23 protein-coding genes are annotated in these 23,837 nt (G+C 72.1%); 5 read left to right on the forward strand and 18 right to left on the reverse strand.

Features of this window, described 5'->3' with window-relative positions; all coding sequences use genetic code 11:
• Positions 1 to 60: 60 nt before the first annotated feature.
• A complete protein-coding gene (locus AB0958_RS17400) occupies positions 61 to 1,227 on the forward strand; it encodes a PQQ-dependent sugar dehydrogenase (protein ID WP_366891281.1) in 1,167 nt (388 codons plus the stop codon).
• A gap of 10 nt (positions 1,228 to 1,237) precedes the next feature.
• Here AB0958_RS17400 and AB0958_RS17405 read toward each other — a convergent pair whose 3' ends face one another.
• From AB0958_RS17405 to AB0958_RS17460, 12 genes are all read right to left on the reverse strand, one after another.
• Positions 1,238 to 1,471, reverse strand: a complete 234-nt coding sequence (locus AB0958_RS17405; protein ID WP_366891282.1) for a DUF6191 domain-containing protein — start codon at positions 1,469 to 1,471, stop codon at positions 1,238 to 1,240.
• Between the two features lie 22 nt (positions 1,472 to 1,493).
• A complete protein-coding gene (locus AB0958_RS17410; RefSeq protein WP_366891283.1) occupies positions 1,494 to 4,529 on the reverse strand; it encodes an AAA family ATPase in 3,036 nt (1,011 codons plus the stop codon).
• A 161-nt stretch (positions 4,530 to 4,690) separates the two neighbouring features.
• Positions 4,691 to 4,882, reverse strand: a complete 192-nt coding sequence (locus AB0958_RS17415) for a hypothetical protein (protein WP_366891284.1) — start codon at positions 4,880 to 4,882, stop codon at positions 4,691 to 4,693.
• 199 nt (positions 4,883 to 5,081) lie between these two features.
• Positions 5,082 to 5,738 (reverse strand): hypothetical protein, encoded by a 657-nt coding sequence (locus AB0958_RS17420; protein WP_366891285.1) that lies wholly within the window; start codon positions 5,736 to 5,738, stop codon positions 5,082 to 5,084.
• Between the two features lie 35 nt (positions 5,739 to 5,773).
• Positions 5,774 to 6,346: a GNAT family protein gene (locus AB0958_RS17425; RefSeq protein WP_366891286.1), complete on the reverse strand. Its 573-nt coding sequence runs from the start codon at positions 6,344 to 6,346 to the stop codon at positions 5,774 to 5,776.
• Between the two features lie 255 nt (positions 6,347 to 6,601).
• Positions 6,602 to 6,964 (reverse strand): hypothetical protein, encoded by a 363-nt coding sequence (locus AB0958_RS17430; protein ID WP_366891287.1) that lies wholly within the window; start codon positions 6,962 to 6,964, stop codon positions 6,602 to 6,604.
• 328 nt (positions 6,965 to 7,292) lie between these two features.
• Complete coding sequence (gene gatB, locus AB0958_RS17435; RefSeq protein WP_366891288.1) at positions 7,293 to 8,807, reverse strand: Asp-tRNA(Asn)/Glu-tRNA(Gln) amidotransferase subunit GatB; 1,515 nt, start codon at positions 8,805 to 8,807, stop codon at positions 7,293 to 7,295.
• A 15-nt stretch (positions 8,808 to 8,822) separates the two neighbouring features.
• Positions 8,823 to 9,065, reverse strand: a complete 243-nt coding sequence (locus AB0958_RS17440) for a hypothetical protein (RefSeq protein ID WP_046726919.1) — start codon at positions 9,063 to 9,065, stop codon at positions 8,823 to 8,825.
• On the reverse strand, positions 9,062 to 10,555 hold the full coding sequence (gene gatA / locus AB0958_RS17445; protein WP_366891290.1) for an Asp-tRNA(Asn)/Glu-tRNA(Gln) amidotransferase subunit GatA: 1,494 nt from the start codon (positions 10,553 to 10,555) through the stop codon (positions 9,062 to 9,064). Before gatA ends, AB0958_RS17440 begins: the two co-directional genes overlap by 4 nt.
• Positions 10,556 to 10,561: 6 nt before the next feature.
• A complete protein-coding gene (gene gatC / locus AB0958_RS17450; RefSeq protein ID WP_007384860.1) occupies positions 10,562 to 10,858 on the reverse strand; it encodes an Asp-tRNA(Asn)/Glu-tRNA(Gln) amidotransferase subunit GatC in 297 nt (98 codons plus the stop codon).
• 150 nt (positions 10,859 to 11,008) lie between these two features.
• Positions 11,009 to 11,536: a cupin domain-containing protein gene (locus tag AB0958_RS17455; RefSeq protein ID WP_366891291.1), complete on the reverse strand. Its 528-nt coding sequence runs from the start codon at positions 11,534 to 11,536 to the stop codon at positions 11,009 to 11,011.
• Positions 11,537 to 11,572: 36 nt separating this feature from the next.
• Positions 11,573 to 11,944, reverse strand: a complete 372-nt coding sequence (locus AB0958_RS17460; RefSeq protein ID WP_366891292.1) for a DUF4267 domain-containing protein — start codon at positions 11,942 to 11,944, stop codon at positions 11,573 to 11,575.
• A gap of 93 nt (positions 11,945 to 12,037) precedes the next feature.
• Between AB0958_RS17460 and AB0958_RS17465 the strand changes: the two genes are divergently transcribed.
• The gene (locus tag AB0958_RS17465; protein ID WP_366891293.1) at positions 12,038 to 12,625 is read left to right on the forward strand and encodes a TetR/AcrR family transcriptional regulator; all 588 of its coding nucleotides are present in this window, start codon (positions 12,038 to 12,040) and stop codon (positions 12,623 to 12,625) included.
• 50 nt (positions 12,626 to 12,675) lie between these two features.
• On the opposite strand, the gene AB0958_RS17470 is transcribed toward AB0958_RS17465, so the two are convergent.
• From AB0958_RS17470 to AB0958_RS17490, 5 genes are all read right to left on the reverse strand, one after another.
• Positions 12,676 to 14,913: a bifunctional diguanylate cyclase/phosphodiesterase gene (locus AB0958_RS17470; protein WP_366891294.1), complete on the reverse strand. Its 2,238-nt coding sequence runs from the start codon at positions 14,911 to 14,913 to the stop codon at positions 12,676 to 12,678.
• A 212-nt stretch (positions 14,914 to 15,125) separates the two neighbouring features.
• Entirely contained in the window at positions 15,126 to 17,321 is a 2,196-nt protein-coding gene (gene ligA / locus AB0958_RS17475) for an NAD-dependent DNA ligase LigA (protein ID WP_366891295.1), read from the reverse strand.
• Positions 17,322 to 17,334: 13 nt separating this feature from the next.
• A complete protein-coding gene (locus AB0958_RS17480; protein WP_366891296.1) occupies positions 17,335 to 18,336 on the reverse strand; it encodes a methionine synthase in 1,002 nt (333 codons plus the stop codon).
• A gap of 118 nt (positions 18,337 to 18,454) precedes the next feature.
• On the reverse strand, positions 18,455 to 19,159 hold the full coding sequence (locus AB0958_RS17485; protein ID WP_366891297.1) for an SDR family oxidoreductase: 705 nt from the start codon (positions 19,157 to 19,159) through the stop codon (positions 18,455 to 18,457).
• A gap of 16 nt (positions 19,160 to 19,175) precedes the next feature.
• Positions 19,176 to 19,715: a TIGR00730 family Rossman fold protein gene (locus AB0958_RS17490; RefSeq protein ID WP_366891298.1), complete on the reverse strand. Its 540-nt coding sequence runs from the start codon at positions 19,713 to 19,715 to the stop codon at positions 19,176 to 19,178.
• Positions 19,716 to 19,799: 84 nt separating this feature from the next.
• Between AB0958_RS17490 and AB0958_RS17495 the strand changes: the two genes are divergently transcribed.
• The gene (locus AB0958_RS17495; protein ID WP_366891299.1) at positions 19,800 to 20,126 is read left to right on the forward strand and encodes a DUF427 domain-containing protein; all 327 of its coding nucleotides are present in this window, start codon (positions 19,800 to 19,802) and stop codon (positions 20,124 to 20,126) included.
• On the opposite strand, the gene mnmA is transcribed toward AB0958_RS17495, so the two are convergent.
• Positions 20,102 to 21,238 (reverse strand): tRNA 2-thiouridine(34) synthase MnmA, encoded by a 1,137-nt coding sequence (gene mnmA / locus AB0958_RS17500; RefSeq protein WP_366891300.1) that lies wholly within the window; start codon positions 21,236 to 21,238, stop codon positions 20,102 to 20,104. The two genes, AB0958_RS17495 and mnmA, sit on opposite strands and share 25 nt — an antisense overlap.
• 60 nt (positions 21,239 to 21,298) lie before the next feature.
• Between mnmA and AB0958_RS17505 the strand changes: the two genes are divergently transcribed.
• Positions 21,299 to 21,961, forward strand: a complete 663-nt coding sequence (locus tag AB0958_RS17505; protein WP_366891301.1) for an N-acetylmuramoyl-L-alanine amidase — start codon at positions 21,299 to 21,301, stop codon at positions 21,959 to 21,961.
• A 247-nt stretch (positions 21,962 to 22,208) separates the two neighbouring features.
• A complete protein-coding gene (locus AB0958_RS17510) occupies positions 22,209 to 23,753 on the forward strand; it encodes a multicopper oxidase domain-containing protein (RefSeq protein ID WP_366891302.1) in 1,545 nt (514 codons plus the stop codon).
• Positions 23,754 to 23,837: the final 84 nt, after the last annotated feature.

The raw sequence follows: 23,837 nt of genomic DNA on the forward strand, positions 1-23,837 counted from the left end.
CGGTGCGGCTGGGTCGTGGGGCGCTGCACTAACGTCGGTGGAGACTGCCGGGAAGGGGCCGTGATCGTGCAACGTCGAGGTTCGACCGCTGTGTTGGCCGCTGCCGGGGTTCTGCTCGTCGGCGGGTGTTCCTCCGGGGGCGGGGGCGGCGGGGCGCCCACGGCGCCCTGGGCCGAGAGTGCGTCGGCCGGTGCGTCCGCCTCCGCGTCCGCCGAGGCCGTCGCGCCCGCCACGGGGTCGGTCAGGGTGGTGCGGACCGTCGCCCAGGGGCTGAAGTCGCCCTGGGGGCTCGCAGTGTTGCCCGACGGGGGCGGGCTGCTGGTCTCCGACCGGGACGACGGGACGATCAGCAAGGTCGACGAGAGGACCGGGAAGCTCACGGAGCTGGGCACGGTGTCGGGCGTGGCCGCCGCCGGTGAGGGCGGCCTGCTCGGTATCGCCCTCTCCCCCGGATTCGCCTCGGACCACATGATCTACGCCTACTTCACCTCGGCCTCCGACAACCGGATCGTGCGGATGCTGTGGGACGCGAACAAGCCGGCGGGAGAGCAGCTGGGCGCCCCCGACACGATCTTCAAGGGCATCCCCAAGGGGTTCATCCACAACGGCGGCCGGATCGCCTTCGGCCCCGACGGCATGCTCTACGTGGGCACCGGCGAGAGCGGGCGGCGTGGTCTCGCCCAGGACAAGGGGTCACTGGGCGGGAAGATCCTGCGGCTGACCCCGGAGGGCGATCCGGCCCCCGGCAACCCGTTCCCGGACTCGCCCGTCTACACCTACGGCCACCGCAACGTGCAGGGTCTGGCCTGGGACGACAAGCAGCGGCTGTTCGCCTCGGAGTTCGGTCAGGACACCTGGGACGAGCTGAACGCCATCAAGCCCGGCGGCGACTACGGCTGGCCGAACGCGGAGGGCAGGTCCGGCGACCCGAAGTACGTGAACCCGATCGCCCAGTGGCACACCGACGACGCCTCCCCCAGCGGGATCGCCTACGTGAACGGGGTCGTCTGGATGGCGGCCCTGAAGGGGCAGCGGCTGTGGCGGGTTCCGCTCCGGGGCACGACCGCGGCCGCCGCACCGCAGGCATTCCTCACCGGCGAGTACGGCCGGCTGCGGACGGTGGTGGCGGCGGGCGGCGACAAGGTGTGGCTGGTGACCAGCAACACGGACGGACGGGGCCGGCCGAAGGCCGGCGACGACCGGATTCTCGAGCTGGAGGTGAAGTAGGCGGCGCCGCTCACACCCTGTCGTCGCCGGGGGCGTCACCCGAGTCGTCATCCGAGTCCTCGGCGGGCTCCGCCTCGGGCTCCTCCTGGGGAAGGCGTATGACGACCTTGCCGGACGCGAGGTCTATCGGACCGCGTCCGGGATCCGTGTCCCCCACGTCCTCCCGGGTGAGTTCCAGCCGTTTCTGCTCGTCGTGGGTGTGCTTGCGGCCGGGTGCGAAGAGCTCGTCGAACATGTTGAACACGGTGCCTCCTGGGCCGGTCCCGCTACCTGGTCGGGTCGAGGGCCTCGGCGGGGAACAACCCCAGTCTGTGGGCCACCGCCGCTGCCTCGCCCCTCCCTGCAACGCCCAGCTTGCCCAGAATGTTCGAGACGTGGACGCTCGCCGTCTTCGGGGATATGAACAGCTCCTCGGCGATCTGACGGTTGGTGCGGCCGACCGAGACCAGGCGCAGTACGTCCCGCTCCCGGCTGGTGAGACCGAGGCTCTCGGCGGGGCCGAGGGCCCGGCCGGGGGTCTTGCCGGTGAGGGTGAGACGGGCGCGCAGGGCGAGCAGGGCGACGGCGTCCGCCAGCGGACGGGCGCCCAGGTGCTCGGCGACCGCACCGGACAGGCGGAGCAGTTCCCGTGCCCGCTCGCGCTCGTCGTCACCGGCGGCCTCTTCGAGCAGCGCCTGGGCGAGCCGGCGGCGGACCCGGGCGAGGTCGTAGGGGCGGTCCAGGGTCTCGAAGTCGGTGACCACGTCCGACCAGAGGGCGGCGGTGTCGGTGCCGTGGGCACGGTGCAGTTCGGCGCGGGTCCAGCGCTCGTACGCCTGCCAGACGGGCGCGCCGGTGGCGAGCTTGCGCACCGCTTCGGCGAGCCGGTCGAGGACCTCGGCGCGGCCGTCGGCGGCCGCGGGCAGGGCCCGGGCGTCGGCCTCGGCGGTGGCGGCGGCCAGCAGCAGGGGCCAGCCGTAGCGCTGGGTGCCGGGCCAGAAGCCGAACCCCAGGGCCCGGTCCAGTTCGGTACGGGCGTCCAGGAGCCGGCCCTGCGCGGCGGCGACGCCGATGGTGATCCGAACCAACGGCAGCAGCGCCTGCGGCATGGGGTCATGGGTGCCGTAGTGGGCGTGGGAGATGGCCAGTTGGCGGGCGGCCTCTTCGGCGTCACCCCTGGCGAGGGCGATATGGGCCAGGCGCAGCGCGCCGGCGCCCCGGGGTTTGGCGCTGGCCGCGGAGCCGAGGGCGCCCGCGGCGGCTTCGGCGGCTTCGTCCCACTGGCCGAGGGTGTACAGCGAGTCGGAGAGGTTGCCCCAGATCCACGCCTCCGAGTCCAACAGGCCGAACCGGCGGGCGAAGACCAGCCCTTCCCGCAAGATCGGCACGGACTCGCGGGACCTGCCGACCGAGTCCAGTTCGGACGGCAGGTTCACGTAGGCACGGCCCGCGACATGCGCGACCCCTTCCTGGAGGGCGGCGTCCCTGACCCGCTCCAGTTCCCGGAGCCCGTTCCCGACGTCACCTGCGTCGACCATGAGGCAGCCGAGGGTGATGCGGGCGTTGAGCTCGATCTCGCGGGCGCCGACCATACGCGCGTACTCCACGGCCCGTTCGGCGGCGGCGAGGGCCTCGGGGCCGGGTTCATGGAGCATCGACCAGGCAGCCACGTTGGCCAGTACGTCGGCGTGCACCTCCGAGGGCGGCAGACCCCGTACCAGGTCCTGGGCGGTGCCGAGCTCCTGCCAGCCGTCGCCGCGGCCCAGCCCTTGGACCAGGCGGGAGCGCTGCACCCAGAACCAGGCCGCGCGCTGCGCGTCATCGTCGTCCTCGAGGACCCGCAGCGCCTTCTTGGTGATCTTCAGGGCGCGTTCCCGCTCACCGCAGAAGCGGCCGGCGACCGCCGCCTCCGCCATCAGGTCGAGGTAGCGCAGCGGGGTGGTGACCGGGTCGCAGCCGCAGGGAGGGTAGACGTCGGTGTAGTCGACGGGGCGCAGGGCGGCGCGGATCTCCTCGGGGGCGGTGTCCCACAGTTCCATCGCCCGTTCCAGCAGTCTCAGTTGCTCGCTGTAGGCGTGCCTGCGGCGGGCCACGACGGAGGCGTCGAGGACGGCGGGCAGCGCCTTGGCGGGATCATGGGCCTGGTACCAGTAGCTGGCGAGGCGGGTCACCCGCGCGTCGGCCGGCACCAGGGCGGGGTCGGCCTCCAGGGCTTCGGCGTAGCGCCGGTTGAGCCGCGAGCGTTCGCCGGGCAGCAGGTCGTCGGCGACGGCCTCACGGACCAGGGAGTGCCGGAAGCGGTAGCCGTCGCCGGCCGGCGTGGGGGTGAGGATGTTGGCGCCGACCGCGGCCCGCAGCGCCTCGATGAGGTCGTCCTCGGCGAGCCCGGCGACGGCCTCCAGGAGCCGGTACTCGACGGTGGAGCCGCCCTCGGCGACGATCCTGGCGACCCGCTGGGCGCTCTCCGGCAGCGCCTCGACGCGCACCAGGAGCAGGTCGCGCAGCGAGTCGGTGAGGCCGGTGCGGCAGCTCTCGGCGCCGGCGACGGCGAGTTCCTCGACGAAGAAGGCGTTGCCGTCGGAGCGGTCGTAGATCTCGTCGACCTGGGCGGGGTCGGGTTCGGCGGCCAGGATGCCGGCGATCTGGCGGCCGACCTCCTCGCGGTTGAAGCGGGCGAGCTCGAGGCGGTGGACGGTGCGCAGCCGGTCGAGTTCGGCGAGCAGCGGGCGCAGCGGGTGGCGGCGGTGGATGTCGTCGGAGCGGTAGGTGGCGAGGACGACGAGCCGGCCGGTACGCAGGGTGCGCAGCAGGTAGGCGAGGAGGTGGCGGGTGGAGGCGTCGGACCAGTGCAGGTCCTCCAGGACGAGGACCACGGTGCGGTCGGCGGCGATCCGTTCCAGGAGCCGGGCGGCGAGTTCGAAGAGGCGGGCGGTGCCCTGTTCGTCGTGGCGGCTGGTGGTGGCCTCGCCGAGTTCCGGCAGCAGCCGGGCCAGTTCCTCCTCCTGGCCTGCGGCGGCCGCGGCCCACTCGTCGGGCAGGGCGGCCCGCAGGGTGCGCAGCGCGCTGGAGAAGGGGGCGAACGGCAGCCCGTCGGCGCCGATCTCCACGCAGCCGCCGAGCGCGACGACCGCGCCCCTGCGGCAGGCGGCCGTGGCGAACTCCTCGACCAGCCGGGTCTTGCCGACGCCGGCCTCGCCGCCGAGCAGCAGCGCCTGCGGCTCGGCGGCCCCGGCGCGGGTGAGCGCCTCGTCGAGGGCCTCCAACTCGTCGCTGCGGCCTACGAACACGGGACTCACGGACCTGGTCTCCACAGGCCAGAGCATCGCACGGGGCGCGGAGGGGACGGCAGCGGTTTTCCACAGCGCCAGTGCGCTTGTCGTATGAGTCGATGGCGAAGGGGGGTGCCGGCGGCCGACCCCCGTCCGGCCGCCGGCGGCTGTTGTCCCGGCCTGCGGGCGGGCGTCGCCGCCCGGCCGGGTCCCGGTCATGCCGGGCGTGGGAGCCGGCTCCCGCCCCGGCCGACGGTATGGGACTCGGCCGGCTCCGCGGCGCCGCCGGCCGCCGCCGTGCGGCGGCCGGTGCGGCGGGAGCGGACGGCCTCGCGGACGAGGCGGGCGTCGGCGGCCTGCCGGCGCAGTTCGGCGGACCGGATCTGGTGGAGTTCGTACGCGAACATGGCGGTTCCCTTGGAGGAGGAGTCGGTGGGGCTTCGCTTTCTGCGATGGCTCCACCTTCGTCTGCCAGGGGGGTGCGCCGCATCGGGAGAGTTCCGCATCTTCGGGCGGCCGCGGCGGCCTGGGTACGCGTAAGGGGCCTCAGAGCGTCCGTAAGGTGCTTACGACCGCTCTGAGGCCCCTGGTGACCTGCGTTTTTCCTCAGCCGGTCGAGGGCAGGCCGAGGAGTGCGTCGGAGTACTTGAGGACCGCCAGCAGCAGACCGATGACGCCGAGCGCGACACCAGCCCAGGCGACCGACTTGATCCACGGCGCCTGCGCCCGGCCGGGCGCGCCGAAGGCGGGCCTGACGAGCACCACGACGCCGGTGATCAGCGCGGCCAGCGCGAACAGGCCGGCCCACAGCGCGGTGGTCTGCCACGCGTCGCCGTACACCTCCTTGACCTGCTTGGCGACGCTCGCGCTCGACGAGGTCTGGAGCTGGCCTATGAGGGTCTCGCGGGCCGCGGCGACCGTACCGATCCAGCCGCCCGTGAGGGAGACCAGGCCGAGCGCGACGGAGACGACGGCGCCGGCGCCCTGGCCGACGCCGGACGGGCCCTGCTGCTCCTCCTCGGCGAGGGCGTCCGGCTCCTCCTCGGTCAGCTCGTCGGAGTCCTCCGCCTCCGGCTCGGCGGCCGCCACGGGAGCCACGCTCCCGGTCTCCGCCCCGGTCTCCGCAGGTCCCTCGGCCGGAGCCTTCGTGGTGTCCGCCGTGGCGGGAGCCTTGCTGGTGTCCACCGCCGCCTCTTCCGTCGCCGTCTCGTCGTTCTTCGCCTCGGCGCCGGTCCCGGCCCCGTCCACTGTCTTCGTTCCCATACCTCGCACCGTACGGACGCTGTCTGAGAGGTCTCTTAATGATCGGGCTGTGCGGTACGCGCGCGTGCCGCACGCCACTCGGGGGCCAGCACCGACCAGACCTCGGTGTCCGTGCGCACGCCCCGGTGGGGGTGGTTCTCCCGCAGCACGCCGTCGCGGGTCATGCCCAGCCGCCGGGCCACGTTGATGCTCGCTTCGTTCGCGGACGACGCGTGCCACTCCACACGGTGCATGCCGCGCTCGTCAAACGCCCAGTCCAGAAGGATCCGCATGCCCCGGGTGGCCAGCCCCCGCCCGGCGGCCGCGGGCTCCAGCCAGCAGCCGGCCTCGCAGACCCCCTGGGCCGTGTCCCAGGTCCGGAACAGCAGCCCGCCGACGAGCCGCCCGTCCAGCCACACCCCGTGCAGGCTGCCGGCGTCGGCGGCCCGCTTGTCGGCGTAGGAACGGAGGTAGGCGCGTGCGCCGTCCAGGTCCCGGATCACGTCGGCCAGGGCGATGTGCCGCCCGATGGACTCGCGCCCCCGGTCGATGTCCGCCAGCAGTTCCTCGGCGTGCCAGACCTCCAGGGGCCGCAGTTCGGCGCCCTCACCCAGGGATATCGCGTACATCCGGGCGTCGCTCCTTCTCCGGTTCCGCCACGACGTCGTCGAGCCTCTCATGGGCGGCGCGGCACTCGGGGGACGCGATGCCGAAGGCGGTCGTCTTCAGCACAGTGATCACGTCACCCGGCCGCCGCCTAGGGCCCTTCTGATGGATCTCCGTGGGAGAAGGAGCGGCGTTCGGTGCGTGCGATCGGCGTGCACCCCGTGCGTCGAGCGTGCGTGCCGGGCGTCGCGACGCCGCGGAGATCCATCAGAAGGGCCCTAGTCGAACTGGTCTCCGAGGGCCATCACCATGGCCCCCAGGATCATCAGCCAGAGGGCCACGCGGGTGCGGCCCCGGGCACCGAGCACCGACGCGAGCACGCAGACCACGGCGCCGGAACCGTAGGCGGCCGGCACCAGGCCGGGCACCCCGCTCAGCCTCATCGAGGACGCGGTGACCCCCATCATGGCCAGCAGCACCCCGGTCACGGTGGCGATCCAGCGGGCCCGGCGGGCGTCCTCGATGACGTCCTCGTCGTCCGCCGCCCGGACGGCCGGCTTCAGCTGGTCAGCCTTGTCCGGCCCCTCGCCGACGACCGAAGCGGGTGCATTTTCTGCCGGTTCCCATGAGCTCCTACGCATCGCCTACCACTACGGAGATCACAAGGAGCCCGTTCACCGATGACCGGAACCGAAACCACCAACCGACCGACTGACCGTCCGTCGAGGACCTGACGGGCCCGCAGGCGACGCGACGACCGCGATCTTCCCGGCCGGGGAGTTCCACGCGCAGGGCACCGCGGCCGGCCTGTGGTCCCGCGCCGCTCTGAGGCCCGGCGGCCGACCGGCAGTTGCGTCCACGTCCGGATGGCGGCCCGGTGCCGGCTTCGTACGGGTCGCCGGCCGCCGCGTCTGACGGGTACGGCCCCGCGGGCAGCGCCCGCGGGGCCGTACCGTGCGAACCGGGTGCTCAGCCCTCGCTGACGCCGAGCTGCTCCAGGATCAGTTCCTTCACGCGGGCCGCGTCGGCCTGACCGCGGGTCGCCTTCATGACCGCGCCCACCAGGGCACCGGCCGCGGCCACCTTGCCACCGCGGATCTTGTCGGCGATGCCGGGGTTGCCGGCGATGGCCTCCTCGACGGCCTTGCCGAGCGCGCCCTCGTCCGACACGACCTTGAGGCCGCGCTTGTCCACGACCTCGTCCGGGGTGCCCTCGCCCGCGAGGACGCCCTCGATGACCTGACGGGCCAGCTTGTCGTTGAGGTCGCCCTTGGAGACCAGCTCGGTGACCCGGGCGACCTGCGCCGGGGTGATCGCCAGCTCGTCCAGCGAGGTGCCCGACTCGTTGGCGCTGCGGGCCAGTTCGCCCATCCACCACTTGCGGGCCGAGGCCGCGTCGGCACCGGCGTCGATGGTGGCGACGATCAGGTCCAGCGCCCCGGCGTTCTGGATGGCCTGCATCTCGACCGCGGAGACGCCCCACTCGGCGAGCAGCCGGGTACGGCGGGCCAGCGGCATCTCGGGCAGCGCCGAGCGGATCTCCTCGACCCACTCGCGCGAGGGCGCCACGGGAACCAGGTCCGGCTCCGGGAAGTACCGGTAGTCCTCGGCCTCCTCCTTCACGCGGCCCGAGGTCGTCGACCCGGTGTCCTCGTGGAAGTGCCGGGTCTCCTGGACGATCGTCCCGCCGCCGCTCAGCACGGCCGCGTGCCGCATGATCTCGAAACGGGCCGCACGCTCCACGGACCGCAGCGAGTTCACGTTCTTCGTCTCGGAGCGGGTACCGAACTTCTCGGTGCCGTGGGGCCGCAGCGACAGGTTCACGTCGCAGCGCATCTGGCCCATCTCCATGCGGGCCTCGGACACACCGAGCGCCCGGATGACCTCGCGCAGCTCACGGACGTACGCCCGCGCCACCTCGGGGGCACGCTCGCCCGCGCCCTCGATCGGCTTGGTGACGATCTCGATGAGCGGGATGCCGGCGCGGTTGTAGTCGAGCAGCGAGTGCGAGGCGCCGTGGATACGGCCCGTCGCGCCGCCCACGTGGGTGGACTTGCCGGTGTCCTCCTCCATGTGGGCGCGCTCGATCTCCACGCGGAAGGTCTCGCCGTCCTCCAGCTGCACGTCGAGGTAGCCGTTGAAGGCGATCGGCTCGTCGTACTGGGAGGTCTGGAAGTTCTTCGGCATGTCCGGATAGAAGTAGTTCTTCCGGGCGAAGCGGCACCACTCGGCGATCTCGCAGTTCAGCGCGAGACCGATCTTGATCGCGGACTCGACCCCGGTCGCGTTGACGACCGGGAGCGCGCCGGGCAGGCCGAGGCAGGTCGGGCAGGTCTGCGAGTTGGGCTCGGCGCCCAGCTCGGTCGAACAGCCACAGAACATCTTGGTCCTGGTGCCGAGTTCGACATGGACCTCAAGGCCCATGACGGGGTCGTACGACGCCAGCGCGTCCTCGTACGACACCAGGTCGGTCGTGGTGGTCACGGTGAAACTTCCCTCTCAGCCCAGCAGGACGTCGTCGTCGCCCAGCCGCTTCAGCTCGCGGTAGAGGATCGCGAGGCCGGTCACGATCGCCACGGCGGAGACCGTGGCGTCGATCAGCCGGAGCGTGTCGTGCTCGGCGCGGGCCTTCTTGATCTGCTTGGCGACACTCACCGCGCCGAACGCGGTGGTGGCCATGGACAGGTACGTGCCGGACTTCGACTTCTTGAAGCCCTTGGCCTTCGACAGTGCGTTGCTCACAGCGACGGTGCCTCCTCAAGGAGCGGGTGCCCCCACCTTTCCACGAAGGCGGCCTCGACAGCGGCTCCGACCTTGTAAAGACGGTCGTCCTTGAGCGCCGGCGCGATGATCTGCAGGCCCACCGGGAGGTTGTCCTCCGGGGCGAGACCGCAGGGCAGCGACATCGCCGCGTTGCCCGCGAGGTTCGTCGGGATGGTGCACAGGTCGGCCAGGTACATCGCCATCGGGTCGTCGGCGCGCTCGCCGATCGCGAAGGCGGTGGTCGGCGTGGTGGGCGACACGATGACGTCCACCTGCTCGAAGGCCTTCTCGAAGTCGCGCGTGATGAGCGTGCGGACCTTCTGGGCGGAGCCGTAGTAGGCGTCGTAGTACCCGCTCGACAGGGCGTAGGTGCCGAGCATGATGCGGCGCTTCACCTCGGGGCCGAACCCGGCCTCGCGGGTGAGGGAGGTGACCTCCTCGGCGGAGTGCGAGCCGTCGTCGCCGGTCCGCAGGCCGTAGCGCAGGCCGTCGAAGCGGGCGAGGTTGCTCGAACACTCGCTGGGCGCGATCAGGTAGTACGCGGAGAGCGCGAGGTCGAAGGACGGGCAGTCCAGCTCGACGATCTCGGCGCCCAGCTCCTTGAGGAGGGCGACGGACTCGTCGAAGCGCTGGATGACGCCGGCCTGGTAGCCCTCGCCGCGGAACTGCTTGACGACGCCGACGCGCATGCCCTCGACGCTGCCGTTGCGGGCGGCCTCGACGACCGGCGGGACCGGGGCGTCGATGGAGGTGGAGTCGAGCGGGTCGTGTCCGGCGATGACCTCGTGGAGGAGCGCCGCGTCCAGGACCGTACGGGCGCACGGGCCGCCCTGGTCCAGGGAGCTGGAGAAGGCGACCATGCCGTACCGCGACACCGCGCCGTACGTCGGCTTCACGCCGACCGTGCCGGTGACGGCGGCCGGCTGGCGGATGGACCCGCCGGTGTCGGTGCCGATGGCGAGCGGGGCCTGGAAGGAGGCGAGGGCCGCGGACGAACCGCCCCCCGAGCCACCGGGGATCTTGGTGAGGTCCCAGGGGTTGCCGGTCGGGCCGTACGCGCTGTTCTCGGTGCTGGACCCCATGGCGAACTCGTCCATGTTGGTCTTGCCGAGGATGACGACGTCGGCGGCCTTGAGACGCTTGGTGAGGGTGGCGTCGTACGGCGGGATCCACCCCTCCAGGATCTTCGAGCCGACGGTGGTCGGGATGCCCTCGGTGGTGAAGATGTCCTTGAGCGCGAGCGGGACGCCGGCCAGCGGGCCGAGCTGCTCGCCCCGGGCCTTCTTCTCGTCGACGGCACGGGCCTGCGCCAGGGCGCCCTCGCGGTCGACGTGCAGGAAGGCGTGCACCTTCTCGTCGACGGCCTCGATGCGGGCGAGGTGGGCCTCGGTGACCTGCACGGCGGTGAGCTCGCCGGAGGCGATCTTCGCGGCGGTCTCGGCGGCCGTGAGCTTGATGATGTCCGTCATGGCTGTCTAGTCCTCCCCCAGGATCTGCGGCACCTTGAAACGCTGCTGCTCCTGGGCCGGGGCGCCGGAGAGCGCCTGCTCGGGGGTGAGCGAGGGACGGACCTCGTCCGCGCGCATGACGTTCGTCAGCGGCAGCGGGTGCGAGGTCGGCGGTACGTCTTGGTCGGCGACCTCGCTGACGCGGGCGACCGCGCCGATGATGTCGTCCAGCTGTCCCGCGAAGTGTTCGAGCTCTTCGGGCTTCAGCTCCAGACGCGCCAGCCGGGCGAGGTGGGCGACCTCCTCGCGCGTGATGCCAGGCATGCAGCGTTCCTCTGGGGTGAGTGTGGGTGGTGTGGAGCGGGGTGCTGGCCTCACCTTTCCGCCGTGCGCCCGAAGGGCGTGCCAGGCGTCGCGAGGCAGGCGGAAAGGTGACGCCAGTGCCCAATCCTATGGGGCGGGGCCCGGTGGCTGTTAAACGGTTTGGCCGGGCCCCGTGTCCGTCGGGTTGCCCTGGCGTTTCTCCCAGGCCGTGCTGCGCAGGAAGTGGTTGTCGTACAGCTCCTGCACCTCCAGGAGGCTCCCCGGGGTGGCCTCGCCGAGGCGCAGGCGCTGGAGGTGGCGGAAGTACTCGAAGCGTTCCACGCCCGGGGTGATGACGATCAGGAGGTCCGCGGTGCTGCCGGGGACGGCGGCGAAGGCATGCGGCCTGCCGGGCGGGACGACGACCAGGTCGCCGCGTTCGGCGGTGACGACGTCGTCACCGGAGAGCAGTTCGGCGGCACCGTCGAGCAGGTAGAACAGCTCGGCGGAGGTGCGGTGCAGGTGCGGCACGGCGCCGTCGGCACCCTCGCCGAGCGTGACGCGGACGGTGGAGAGCGCGCCGCCGGTGGCGCTGCTGTCGGCGAGCAGCCGGACCCGGGTCGGGTCACCGCCGACCACCTCGGCGGCGGCCTCCCGCACGATCACGGACTCGTCGAACTTCGGTACGAACAACGACATCGCGGAACCCCCGGTGGGTGACGGCGCGCCCTGCGGTCAGACGAGGAACAGCAGGGCGGCGCTGATCAGGACGATGATCGCGGTGGCGAAGTGGATCCCGTAGGCGACGGCCTTCGCCCCGCCGTTGCGGAGCACGTTCACGGTGTCCCCGAGCGGTACGAGTGCCACGCCGAGCATGAACCAGGCCTCGGCGTGCGCCCCGGCGAAGGCCAGCAGCAAGAGCCCCACGACTCCGTACGTGCCGTCCCTGAGGCCCTTGACGGAGAGGTAGGCGCCGGCGTCGCCCCGGGGATCGGCGGGCACGCCGTAGCCGGCGGCGGCGGGGCCCGGCTGGAACAGGAACCGGTAGCCGAGGAACAGGCAGAACAGGTCGAGCGCGACGGCGAGGGTGTACGCGGTGACGGTCATGGTCTCCCCTGAGAGAGTTTCTAGCAGTGCTAGGACTGATATCGAAGCTAGCAGAGCGTCGAAAGTTTGGCTAGCGCTGCTAGAATCCAGAGCATGTCGATTCAGAACCGCCGGGAACGCGAACGGACCGAACGCGAGCAGCTGATCGTCACGGCCGCACGCGAACTCGCCGAGACGGAGGGCTGGGACGCGGTGACGACCCGCCGCCTGGCCGCCGAGATCGAGTACAGCCAGCCGGTCCTCTACAGCCACTTCAAGGGCAAGGGCGCGATCATGGCGGCGGTGGCCGTCCAGGGCTGCGCCGATCTCGCGGTGGAGCTACGGGCGGCGCGCACGTCGGCGACGAACACCCGCGAGGCGCTGGCCGCGGTGGCGGCCGCGTACACGTCCTTCGGACGCCGCCGCCCGGCCCTCTACGACGCGATGTTCACCCACCTGGTGGACCTGCCGTTCGCGACCCCCGAGGCCCCGGAGCCGCTGCAGGCGGCGTTCGGCGAGATCCTCCAGGTGATCGAGCCGATCACCGCCACCCACGAGAACCCCGGCATCCTGACGGAGACCTTCTGGGCGGCCCTGCACGGGCTGGTGACCCTGACCCGGAGCGGCCGCCTGCCGGAACCCGCCCACGAGGAGCGCCTGACCTTGCTGATCGCCCACTTCACAGCGTCCCGTCCCACCTGAGAGACCACGGCCGCCCCGCGGCGGCGGAGGGTGAACGGGCGGGCGGGAAACTACTCGGCCGCCGGGAGAGCCGCCCGCGGCCGCTCCCACCCCCGCGCCCCCCGTGCCAGCAGCCACGCAGTGGTCTCCTCCGGCGGCATGGCGGCAGCGACCAGCCACCCCTGCACCGCGTCGCACCCGAGGTCCCGCAACCGCTCCCAGGTCTCGTCGTCCTCCACGCCCTCCGCGACGACCAGCAGCCCCAGCGAATGCGCGAGGTCGACCGTGCAGCGCACGATCTCGGCGTCCTCGTTGTCCACGGCCAGGCGGGCCACGAAGGACCGGTCGATCTTCAGCTCGCTCACCGGCAGCCGCCGCAGGTGCACCAGCGACGAGTACCCCGTACCGAAGTCGTCCAGGGACATCTTCACGCCGTGCCCGTTCAGTCCCGCGAGGGTGTCTGCGGCCCGCTGCGGGTCCTCGAGCAGCACGTGCTCGGTTATCTCCAGCTGCAGCGCCCCGGCCGGCACGCCGTGCCGGGCCAGCCGCGCCGCCACCAGGCCCGCGAACCCGGGCGTGTGGACGTCCCGCGGCGAGACGTTGACCGCCACCGGCACCCGCAGCCCCTGCGCCCGCCACGCGGCGACCTGCCCGAGCGCGGTCTCCAGGACGTACTCCGTCAGATGGGGCATCAGCCCCGAGGACTCGGCGATCGCTATGAACTCGTCCGGCGGGACCTTGCCGCGCTCGGGGTGCACCCACCGGACGAGGGCCTCGAGTCCGGCCACCTGGCCGTCGAAGCGCACCTTGGGCTGGTAGTGCAGCTGCACCTCGTGGGCGTCCAGGGCGCGGCGCAGATCGCCCAGCAGGCCCAGTCGGTCCGGGGTGTTGGAGTCCCGCTTGGACTCGTAGACCTCGACGCCGGTGCGGTCCCGCTTCGCCTGGTACATGGCCACGTCGGCCCGGCGCAGCAGCCCCTCCGCGTCGAGCGCGTGGTCGGGGAAGACGGCGACGCCGGCGCTGGCCTCCAGGACGAGGGTGAGGCCGTCGAGGTCGAGCGGGGAGGAGAGGGCGGTGACCAGGCCCCGGGCCACCCGGGTCGCTGACGTCGTGGAGTCGGCGACGGGCAGTAAGACCGCGAACTCGTCACCGCCGAGCCGGGCCGCCTCCGCACCGCGCGGCAGCGCGGCCCGCAGCCGGTCCGCTATCTGGAGCAGCAGCCGGTCACCGGCGAGATGACCGAGCGTGTCGTTGACCGAACGGAACCGGTCGAGGTCGATCAGCATGAGGGCGGAGCGGGCGCCGATGCGTTCGGCGTCGTCGAGGGCGGTCCAGATCCGCTCCAGGAGCCACTGCCGGTTGGGCAGTCCGGTCAGCGGGTCGCGCAGTTGCTCCTCGGCGCGGGCCCGGGCTATCCACAGGGTGGAGTCGAGGGCGACCAGCGGGATCGAGAACAGCGGGAGCAGCAGCGGCCGGGCGACGGCGACCACGCAGACGAGCGGGGCGATGCCGAGCAGGGCGACGGCGACCAGGCCCTGTCGCACCAGGGCGGTGCGGGCGACGGTGGGCACGTTGCCACCGCGCGGGACGTGCAGGTACCAGAGCAGGGCGCGGGTGACGGCGAGGTAGGCCACCGCCACCAGCACGACCTCAGGGGCCGTGGTGAGGCTCCAGCCGGCGGGGTTCCAGGGGGACTCGACGGTCGGCACCCGGCCGAACGCGCCGAGCACGAGGGCGCCGGCGCCGATGCCGAGGATGTCCACCGCGCCGTGCAGGACGCCCTGCCGCCAGCGGTGGCGCCGGGCTATGCCGACCAGGACGACGACGGTGAGGCTGACCATGCCGGCCGGGACCCAGCCGTAGAGCAGCAGCACGGCGAGGGTGAGGGCGGCGCCGGAGCCGGTGCCGCCCCACCAGCGGGCGCGCCCGAGCAGCACCAGGTGACCGACGATGAAGCCGGTCAGCACGGCCAGCGACCAGCCGACCGTGCCCGACGGGAACAGGGCGTGGTGGTCGGTGAAGGCACGGTAGAAGCCGGCGCCGAGGAGGAACGCGGCGGCGCCCACGGTCCCGGCGGGCAGCGCGGGCCAGGACAGGTGCCGTTCGGAGTCGTGTTCGGAGCCGGCCGGACGGGACGGCGGCTCGACGGCGGCCAGCGGCAACGGGTCACGGGCGTCCGCCACGAGGCTCGCGACCGGCATCCCGGCGCGCCGGTCGCCCCGCCCCGTCCCGCGGCTCTCCCGCCACGCGCACGCCCGGCGGCGCAGCGGCAGCCGTGCGCCCGGGGCGGCGCTCTCGGTCGGTTCCATTCCCGTCCCTCTCACAGCCGGCGGTGCCCACGCCATGCGGTCCGTGCCCTGCGGAGCACGGGAATGCCCCGACCGCAGCTGGGCACGGCAGGCGCATATCCCAACAGTAGGCCGCGGAAGGCTTTCCCGGGCAACGGTCGTGGACGGTTGCCCGATTGCGCCCTGGCCACCCGTATGCATCTGGTATGCGCCGAACGGGTGACCTTCAACCGCTACTCCCCGGTCGGAAGGGCCACTTCGGCCGCCGCTTCCGGCCCCTGCTCCAAAAGGACGACGAATCCGTCCTCGTTCAGGACCGGAACCTTCACCTGCATCGCCTTGTCGTACTTCGATCCGGGGTTGTCACCGACGACCACGAACGATGTCTTCTTGGACACCGAGCCGGTCACTTTGGCCCCGCGGCTCTGCAGTGCGTCCTTGGCGCCGTCCCGGGTGTAGCGCTCCAGCGTTCCGGTGACGACGACGGTGAGTCCTTCCAGGGGACGCGGCCCCTCGTCGTCGCCGGTGGACTCGTCCTCCAGCGGGACTCCAGCGGCCTTCCACTTTCGGATGATCTCGCGGTGCCACTCCTCGGCGAACCACTCCTTGAGCGCCGTCGCGATGATGCCTCCGACGCCGTCGATGCCGGCCAGTTCCTCCTCGGTGGCCTGCTCGATGCGGTCGATGGAGCGGAACTCGCGGGCCAGCGCCTGTGCGGCGACCGGTCCGACGTGCCGGATGGACAGGCCGTTGAGGAAGCGGGCGAGCGGACGGGTCTTCGCCTCCTCGATGTGCTGGAGGAGGGCGAGGGTGTTCTTCTTGGGCTCGCCCTTCTGGTTGGCGAAGACCGTGACGACCTTCTCCTCGCCCGACTTGGGGTCGCGCTTGGGCAGCCCGCTGTCGGGGTCGAGGACGTACGCCTTGATGGGCAGCAGCTTCTCCACCGTGAGGTCGAAGAGGTCGCCCTCGTCGACCAGCGGCGGGTCGGCCGGCTCCAGCGGCCGGGTGAGGGCGGCCGCGGCCACCGACCCGAAGTGCTCGATGTCCAGGCACTCCCGGCCCGCGAGATACGCCACCCGCTCCCTCAACTGGGCGGGACAGGTCCGGGCGTTGGGGCAGCGGAGGTCGATGTCGCCCTCCTTCATGGCCCGCAGCGGCGTCCCGCACTCGGGGCACTCGGCCGGCATCACGAACTCCCGCTCGCTGCCGTCGCGCAGGTCGGCGACCGGGCCGAGGATCTCGGGGATCACGTCACCGGCCTTGCGCAGCACCACGGTGTCGCCGATCAGCACCCCCTTGGCCTTGACGACCTCCTGGTTGTGCAGGGTCGCGAACTCCACCTCGCTGCCCGCCACCGTCACCGGCTCGACCTGCGCGTACGGCGTGACCCGCCCGGTGCGGCCGACCCCGACCTTGATGTCGATGAGCTTGGTGTTGACCTCCTCCGGCGCGTACTTGTACGCGATCGCCCAGCGCGGGGCCCGGGCCGTCGAACCGAGGCGGCCCTGGAGGCGGATCTCGTCCAGCTTGACGACGACGCCGTCGATCTCGTGCTCCACGGAGTGCCGGTGCTCGCCGTAGTGGGCGATGAACTCCCGTACCCCGTCGAGGTCGTCGACCACCCTGTTGTGCCGGGAGGTGGGCAGTCCCCAGGTCTTCAGCAGCTCGTACGCCTCGGAGAGCCGGCCAAGGCCCTCGAAGCCCTCCAGGGCGCCGATGCCGTGCACGACCATGTGCAGCGGACGGGAGGCGGTGACGCGCGGGTCCTTCTGGCGCAGCGAACCGGCCGCCGCGTTGCGCGGGTTGGCGAACGGCTTGTCACCGGCCGCCACCAGCCGTTCGTTGAGCTCGGCGAACTTCTCCATCGGGAAGTAGACCTCGCCGCGGATCTCCACCAGGTCCGGGACCTTCTCGCCGTGCAGCCGGTCCGGGATCTCGGCGATCGTGCGGACGTTGGGCGTGATGTCCTCGCCGGTGCGGCCGTCGCCGCGGGTCGCCGCGCGGACGAGGCGCCCGCGCTCGTACGTCAGGTTGACGGCGAGGCCGTCGACCTTCAGCTCGCACAGGAAGTGGAACTCCTGGTCGCCCAGCTCCTTGTGGATGCGCTCGACCCAGGCCGCGAGGTCGTCGTCGTTGAACGTGTTGTCCAGCGACATCATCCGCTCGCGGTGCTCGACCGAGGTGAACTCCGTCTCGTACGACCCCGCGACCTTCTGGGTCGGCGAGTCCGGGGTGCGCAGCGGCGGGTACTGGTCCTCCAGCGCCTCCAGCGTCTTCAGGAGCCTGTCGAACTCGGCGTCGCTGACGACCGGGGCGTCCTTCACGTAGTACCGGAAGCGGTGCTCCTCGATCTGCTCGGCGAGCTGCGCGTGCTGCTCCCGGGCCTCGGCGGGCACCGCCGTCTGAGCCTGCTGCTTGTCGCCGGCCACCGTGTTCCTCCCGTTACTCTGGGTTGTCCGCGAGTGATCTCGCCGCCCGGACGCAGTGGGCGAGCGCCTGCCGGGCGTAGGCCGGGGAGGCGCCCGCGAGCCCGCACGCCGGTGTGACGGTGACGGTCTCCGCGAGCAGCCCTGGTCGCAGCCCCAGCCTGCGCCACAGCGTCCTGACACCCATGACGCTACCGGCAGGGTCTGACAATGCGGTGTCCGTGCCGGGCACGACACCGGCCAGCAGCCGGGTGCCGGCCTCCACGGCCTCGCCGATCGTCTCGTCGTCACGTTCGGTGAGGAGCGAGAAGTCGAACGAGACCGCGGCGGCCCCGGCCCGGCGCAGCAGTGCGAAGGGCACGTCGGGGGCGCAGGAGTGGACGGCCACCGGGCCGCCGGCGTGGACGTCGATGACGTCCCGCAGGGTCGACTCGACGAGTTGCCGGTCCACGGCCCGGTGGGTGCGGTAGCCGCTGGCGGTCCGCACCTGGCCGCGCAGGACGGCGGTGAGGGACGGCTCGTCGAGTTGCAGCACGAGGCCGGCGCCGGGTACCCGCCGCCGCACCTCGGCCAGGTGCAGGCGCAGGCCCTCGGCGAGCGACGCGGCCAGGTCGCGGCAGGCGCCGGGGTCGGAGAGGGCAGACTCGCCGTTCCTGAGCTCCAGGGCGGCGGCGAGCGTCCAGGGCCCGACCGCCTGCACCTTCAGCGGTCCCTCGTACTCCTGGGTGTACTCCTCCAGTGCGTCCAGGTCCTCGCCCAGCCAGGACCGGGCGCGCCGGGTGTCGCGGCCCGGCCGGTCGCCGATCCGCCAGCCGCTGGGCTCCACGCGCGCGTACAGCTCGACGAGCAGGCCCGCGGTACGGCCGATCATGTCGGCGCCGGGGCCCCGGGCGGGCAGTTCGGGCAGGAACGGGAAGTCCTCGAAGCTGCCCGTCGCGGTTTTCGCGGCCTCCCTGGAGTCGGTGCCGGGAAGCGAGCCGACGCCGGTGGCCGGGCCGAAGGTGGGGTGTGCGTTCACACGAGGAGCCTATGCGGGGTGACCACGGTTCGGGTGCGGTGGTGCGGGTGCGGTGGTGCGGGTGCGGTGGTGCGGGTGCCGCGGTGCCGCACGCCGGACGTGGCACCCGCGACCTCCGCTACGCCAGGCCGGGCGTCGGGCCGGGGCGCACGGTGACGTCCGTGATCTCCGCGTCCCTCGGGAGGTCCAGGGCGGTCAGGACGGCGGTCGCCACCGACTCCGGGTCGATCCAGCGGGCCGGGTCGTACTCCTTGCCCTCCTGCTGGTGGACCTTCGCCTGCATCGGGCTCGCCGTGCGGCCCGGGTAGACCGAGGTGACCCGGACACCGTTGCCGGACTCCTCCTGGCGCAGGGAGTCCGCGAGGGCCTTCAGGCCGTGCTTGGACGCCGCGTACGCCGACCAGCCGGCGTGGGCGTTGAGTCCCGCGCCCGAGTTCACGAACAGCACATGGCCGCGGGCGGCCCGCAGCTGGGGCAGGAAGTGCCGGGTCAGCTCGGCCGGCGCGACCAGGTTGACGTTCAGCTGGTGCCGCCAGGACTTCGGGGTCAGCTCGCCGACCTCGCCCAGGTCCACCACGCCCGCGATGTGCAGCAGCGAGTCCACCCGGTCCGGGAGCGACTGGTGGGAGAAGGCCCAGGAGAGCTTGTCCGGGTCCGCCAGGTCGCCGACCAGGGTGCGGGCGCCCGGGAACTCGGCGGCGAATTCCTTGGCGCGGGCCGCGTCGCGCGCGTGCAGGACGAGGTCGTCCCCGCGCCCGTGCAGCCTGCGGGCCACGGCGGCGCCGATACCGGATCCGGCGCCGGTGATCACATGAGTTGCCATGAGGGCCATGCTCGCATCAGCGGGCCGGCCGGCTCGCCTCCAGGTAGGCGAGCGCGTCGGCGGGTTCGGCGGCGAAGTGCATCAGCTCGGACAGGGGGCGGGGCAGGAAGCCCTCGGCCTCCATACGGCGGAACTGTTGCTCCAGGCCGTCGTAGAAACCGGCGGTGTTGAGCAGGACGACCGGCTTGTCCGTGCGGCGGTGCTTCTTCAGCTCCAGGATCTCGGTGGCCTCGTCCAGGGTGCCGGTGCCGCCGACCATGACCACGACCGCGTCGGCCTTCTCGAGGAGGAGCCGCTTGCGCTCCGCGAGGGAGGCCGCGACGACCATCTCGTCGACGCCGGGGCGGGCCTTGTTGGCGAGGAACTCGACGGTGACGCCGATCAGCCTGCCGCCGCCTTCCTCGACCCCGTCCGCGACGACCTTCATGAGACCGGTGTCGGACCCGCCCCAGACCAGGGCGTGGCCGCCCGCTCCGATGAGTTTGCCGAAGTCGCGGGCGGGTCGGGTGTAGCGGTCGTCGAGGTCGGCGGCGGAGAGGAAGACGCAGATTCGCATGGGGTCAGGGTAGGCACTGGCTCAGTGCCGCGGGCGGGGGTGCGGCGCCGGGAACAACTGGGCGCCGATGCGCGTCCCCTCTACATGGCCTCAGGACACACCATCACCATCGAAGACAGTGACCGGCACGTGCGCGTGACGCACGGCGATCTGGTTCTCGCCGAGAGCGACCGGGCCCTCGTGCTGCACGAGACCGGCTGTCCCCCGCGCTACTACATCCCCGCCGACGACGTGCGGCTCGACCTGCTCACGCCCTCCGCGTCGCACAGCGTCTGCCCCTTCAAGGGGACCGCCTCCTACTGGTCCCTGCCGGACGCTCCGGACCTGGTCTGGGCGTACCCCGAGCCCAAGGACGACGTCGCCCGGATCAAGGACCACCTCTGCTTCTACGACGTGGAGGTCACCGACTGACGGCGCACGGTCGACGCGATCGTGGCCGAGCCGACGACGCGGGTGCCGTCGTACAGGACGATCGCCTGGCCGGGGGCGACGCCGCGGACCGGTTCGGTGAACGTGACGTGCAGGGTGCCGTCGACCAGTTCCGCGCTCACCTCGGTCTCGCCGCCGTGGGCGCGGAGCTGAGCGGTGTAGAGACCGGGGGCGGTGGGCGCGGTGCCGCACCAGCGGGGCTTGATCGCGGTGAGGCCGGTGACGTCGAGGGCGGCGGCCGGGCCGACCGTGACCGTGTTGTCCACCGGTGAGATGTCGAGGACGTAGCGCGGCTTGCCGTCGGCGGCCGGGGTGCCGATCCGCAGGCCCTTGCGCTGGCCGATGGTGAAGCCGTACGCGCCCTCGTGGGTGCCGACCTTCGCGCCGGACTCGTCGACGATGTCACCCTCCGCCTTGCCGAGCCGCCGGGCCAGGAAACCCTGGGTGTCGCCGTCCGCGATGAAGCAGATGTCGTGCGAGTCGGGCTTCTTGGCGACGGCGAGGCCGCGGCGCTCGGCCTCCGCGCGGATCTCCTCCTTGGTGGTGACCGTGTCACCGAGCGGGAAGAGCGCGTGGGCGAGCTGCTTCTCGTCCAGGACGCCGAGGACGTACGACTGGTCCTTGGCCATGTCGGAGGCGCGGTGCAGTTCGCGGGAGCCGTCGTCCCCGACGACCACCTTCGCGTAGTGGCCGGTGCACACCGCGTCGAAGCCCAGGGCCAGGGCCTTGTCCAGGAGCGCGGCGAACTTGATCTTCTCGTTGCAGCGCAGGCACGGGTTGGGGGTGCGACCGGCCTCGTACTCGGCGACGAAGTCCTCGACGACGTCCTCGCGGAAACGGTCGGCGAGGTCCCAGACGTAGAACGGGATGCCGATGACGTCGGCGGCGCGGCGGGCGTCGCGGGAGTCCTCGATGGTGCAACAGCCCCGGGCGCCCGTGCGGAAGGACTGCGGGTTCGCGGAGAGCGCGAGGTGGACGCCGGTGACGTCGTGGCCGGCTTCCGCCGCGCGGGCTGCGGCGACGGCGGAGTCCACGCCGCCCGACATGGCGGCGAGGACGCGGAGGGGACGGGTGCGCTGCGGGGTGTCAGTCATAGCCCCTCAAGAGTACGGGGACGCGGGAACCGGGGCCCACGAGTATCCGTTGGGGATCACATGGGGGTGAACCAGCCAGTGGCGGGTGATCGGGACCGGCGGATCGGGCGGCGCGCGCTGCTGGTCGGCGGGGCGGCGACGGCCGTCGGCACGGCGGCGCTGACCAGGGACGAGCTGACGCGGTTCTACTGGCGGCTGCCGGGAGTGCGCAAGGCCCGGGTGGCGGGGGCGGTGGACTTCAGGGGGGCGCGCTGGGTGGCGGCGTCCCCGGCGAACTACCGGACGGCGAACCGGCCGGACGACTACCCGGTCGACCGGGTGGTCGTCCATGTCACGCAGGGGGACTACGCGAGCGCGGTGAAGGCCTTCCAGGACCCGGCGCACGCGGCGGCCGCGCACTACATCGTGCGCAAGGACGGACGGATCACCCAGCTGGTCCGCGAGCTGGACGTGGCGTTCCACGCGGGCAACCGGTCGTACAACGAGCGCAGCGTCGGGATCGAGCACGAGGGGTTCGTGGACCGTCCGCAGGACTTCACCGACGCGATGTACGCGGCCTCGGCACGGCTCACGGCCGCGATATGCGGGCGCTACGGCATGACCGTGGACCGCGAGCACGTGATCGGGCATGCGGAGGTGCCGGGGACCGACCACACCGATCCGGGCGGGCACTGGGACTGGGATCGCTACCTGCGGCTTGTGCGGCGGGCCGGACAGGCGTGAACCCGGTCCCCCGCCCCGCGTGACGCACCATGACTCACGAGACGCAATCGTGACCCTGTGGTCGCCCTGCGCGGCGCCTGTGTCCGTTGCGTCCCTCACCCCGGGCGCCAGCTGCGTCTCGCCCATTCGGGCTTGTTCGCCGGGTGGTTGAGCGATGCCGGCGTCCACGGCCGCCGCACAGTCCCCCGGGTCGGCTCCTAACTTCGCCTCAGATCGCACACAGTCCCCAGGTCGAACATCCGGGGCCATGACCCACACCACAGAGCCCGCCTTCGAGGCGGACGGCACCGACGAGCAGGTCACCCGCGGCGGGGCGACGGCCAAGCGCCGCAAGGGAGTTCACCGCCGCACGTTCCTCGGCGGCATGGCCGGGGTCGGGCTGGGGGCCGTCGCCGCGGGCGGCGCGGCCTTCGCCCTGCTGGCCGACGCGAAGGGCAACAGGGCCGGCGCCGCGACCAACACGGCGACGCTGACCGTCCCGGACCTCCTGGAGGGCACCACCTCCGGCGGCACCACCACCTTCACCCTGGAGGCGAAGACCGGCACCGCGGAGGTGCTCTCCGGGGTCACCAGCGACACGATGGGCTACAACCAGTCCTTCCTCGGCCCCACGATGAAGTGGACCAACGGCGACACCGTTCTGCTCGACATCACCAACAGCCTGGGCGAGGACACCACTGTCCACTTCCACGGCGCCCACGTCCCCGCCAAGACGGACGGCGGTCCCCAAGTAGCCTTCGCCGACGGGGAGACCTGGTCCCCGACGTTCACGGTCAAGGACGACGCCAAGACGCTCTGGTACCACCCGCACGCCCTCGGCACCACGGCCAAGCAGGCGGTGCACGGACTGGCCGGCATGATCATCGTGGCGGACGACTCGACCGTCTCCTCGGAGCTGCCGAGCACCTACGGCACCGACGACATCCCGTTGATCTTCCAGAGCCTCGCCACCGACAGCGCCGGCGACATCAAGTACAACCTCACCGGATACCTGGGCAACGGACTGAGCTTCCCGCTGCTGCTGAACGGCACCAACGTGGACGACACCACGCTGACGTTCACGGCGACCAGGACCCGCACCCGGTTCCGGGTGCTCAACGCATCGCCGTCCGACATCATCACCATCCAGCGCAGCGACGGCGGCAACCTCACCCAGATCGCCACCGACCAGGGCTACCTCACCGCGGCCACCGAGGTGACCGGCATCCGGCTGGTGGCCGGCGCCCGCGCCGAGTTCGTCCTCGACCTGTCGGACGCCGTCACGCTGCAGGCCGTCGTCACCACCGGCTGGGTCCGCGGCGGCAGCGGCACCTACGACGTGCTCGCGATCACCGCGTCCGGCACCGACACCCCGGACGACCTGCCGGCCTCGCTCAACACGATCGACCGGTACGACACCACCGACTTCACCGCCCGGACCATCACCCTCGGCCAGAGCGGCACGACGATGACGATCAACGGGTCGGCGGGGACGAGCATGTCCTCGATGGCCATGATCAGCACCACGCTGGGGTCCAAGGAGATCTGGACCATCAAGAACGGCACCCAGCTGGAGCACTCGTTCCACCTGCACGACGTGCCCTACCAGCTGATCTCCATCAACGGCGAGGATCCGACGGGAGTCGACCTCGGCTGGTTCGACACCTACGAAGTGGTCGGCGGCGGCTCGATCGAGATCGCCATGGAGTTCACGGACTTCGCCGACGACACCTACATGTACATGCTGCACTGCCATCTGCTGCAACACGAGGACGAGGGAATGATGGCGTCCCTCATGGTGACCGAGAGCTAGCCGGGGGCCGGCCTCCCGGTCAGGCTGCCGCCGGCGGTGGAAGCACCGGCGGCAGCCGTTCGTGCGTCGTGCTCCGGCGGAACC

The organism is Streptomyces sp. NPDC006655, assembly GCF_040703965.1.
Lineage (GTDB): Bacteria > Actinomycetota > Actinomycetes > Streptomycetales > Streptomycetaceae > Streptomyces.

Excerpts from the sequence above, each read along its gene's own strand:
- AB0958_RS17465 (WP_366891293.1), top strand. The coding sequence starts at position 12,038 with ATGTCGATTCAGAACCGCCGGGAACGCGAACGGACCGAACGCGAGCAG.
- AB0958_RS17505 (WP_366891301.1), top strand. The coding sequence starts at position 21,299 with ATGGGGGTGAACCAGCCAGTGGCGGGTGATCGGGACCGGCGGATCGGG.
- AB0958_RS17415 (WP_366891284.1), bottom strand. The coding sequence starts at position 4,882 with ATGTTCGCGTACGAACTCCACCAGATCCGGTCCGCCGAACTGCGCCGG.
- AB0958_RS17455 (WP_366891291.1), bottom strand. The coding sequence starts at position 11,536 with ATGTCGTTGTTCGTACCGAAGTTCGACGAGTCCGTGATCGTGCGGGAG.
- AB0958_RS17410 (WP_366891283.1), bottom strand. The coding sequence starts at position 4,529 with ATGCTCTGGCCTGTGGAGACCAGGTCCGTGAGTCCCGTGTTCGTAGGC.
- gatA (WP_366891290.1), bottom strand. The coding sequence starts at position 10,555 with ATGACGGACATCATCAAGCTCACGGCCGCCGAGACCGCCGCGAAGATC.
- AB0958_RS17485 (WP_366891297.1), bottom strand. The coding sequence starts at position 19,159 with ATGGCAACTCATGTGATCACCGGCGCCGGATCCGGTATCGGCGCCGCC.
- AB0958_RS17495 (WP_366891299.1), top strand. The coding sequence starts at position 19,800 with ATGGCCTCAGGACACACCATCACCATCGAAGACAGTGACCGGCACGTG.
- AB0958_RS17425 (WP_366891286.1), bottom strand. The coding sequence starts at position 6,346 with ATGTACGCGATATCCCTGGGTGAGGGCGCCGAACTGCGGCCCCTGGAG.
- AB0958_RS17490 (WP_366891298.1), bottom strand. The coding sequence starts at position 19,715 with ATGCGAATCTGCGTCTTCCTCTCCGCCGCCGACCTCGACGACCGCTAC.
- AB0958_RS17460 (WP_366891292.1), bottom strand. The coding sequence starts at position 11,944 with ATGACCGTCACCGCGTACACCCTCGCCGTCGCGCTCGACCTGTTCTGC.
- AB0958_RS17470 (WP_366891294.1), bottom strand. The coding sequence starts at position 14,913 with ATGGAACCGACCGAGAGCGCCGCCCCGGGCGCACGGCTGCCGCTGCGC.
- gatC (WP_007384860.1), bottom strand. The coding sequence starts at position 10,858 with ATGCCTGGCATCACGCGCGAGGAGGTCGCCCACCTCGCCCGGCTGGCG.
- mnmA (WP_366891300.1), bottom strand. The coding sequence starts at position 21,238 with ATGACTGACACCCCGCAGCGCACCCGTCCCCTCCGCGTCCTCGCCGCC.
- AB0958_RS17510 (WP_366891302.1), top strand. The coding sequence starts at position 22,209 with ATGACCCACACCACAGAGCCCGCCTTCGAGGCGGACGGCACCGACGAG.
- AB0958_RS17430 (WP_366891287.1), bottom strand. The coding sequence starts at position 6,964 with ATGCGTAGGAGCTCATGGGAACCGGCAGAAAATGCACCCGCTTCGGTC.
- AB0958_RS17420 (WP_366891285.1), bottom strand. The coding sequence starts at position 5,738 with ATGGGAACGAAGACAGTGGACGGGGCCGGGACCGGCGCCGAGGCGAAG.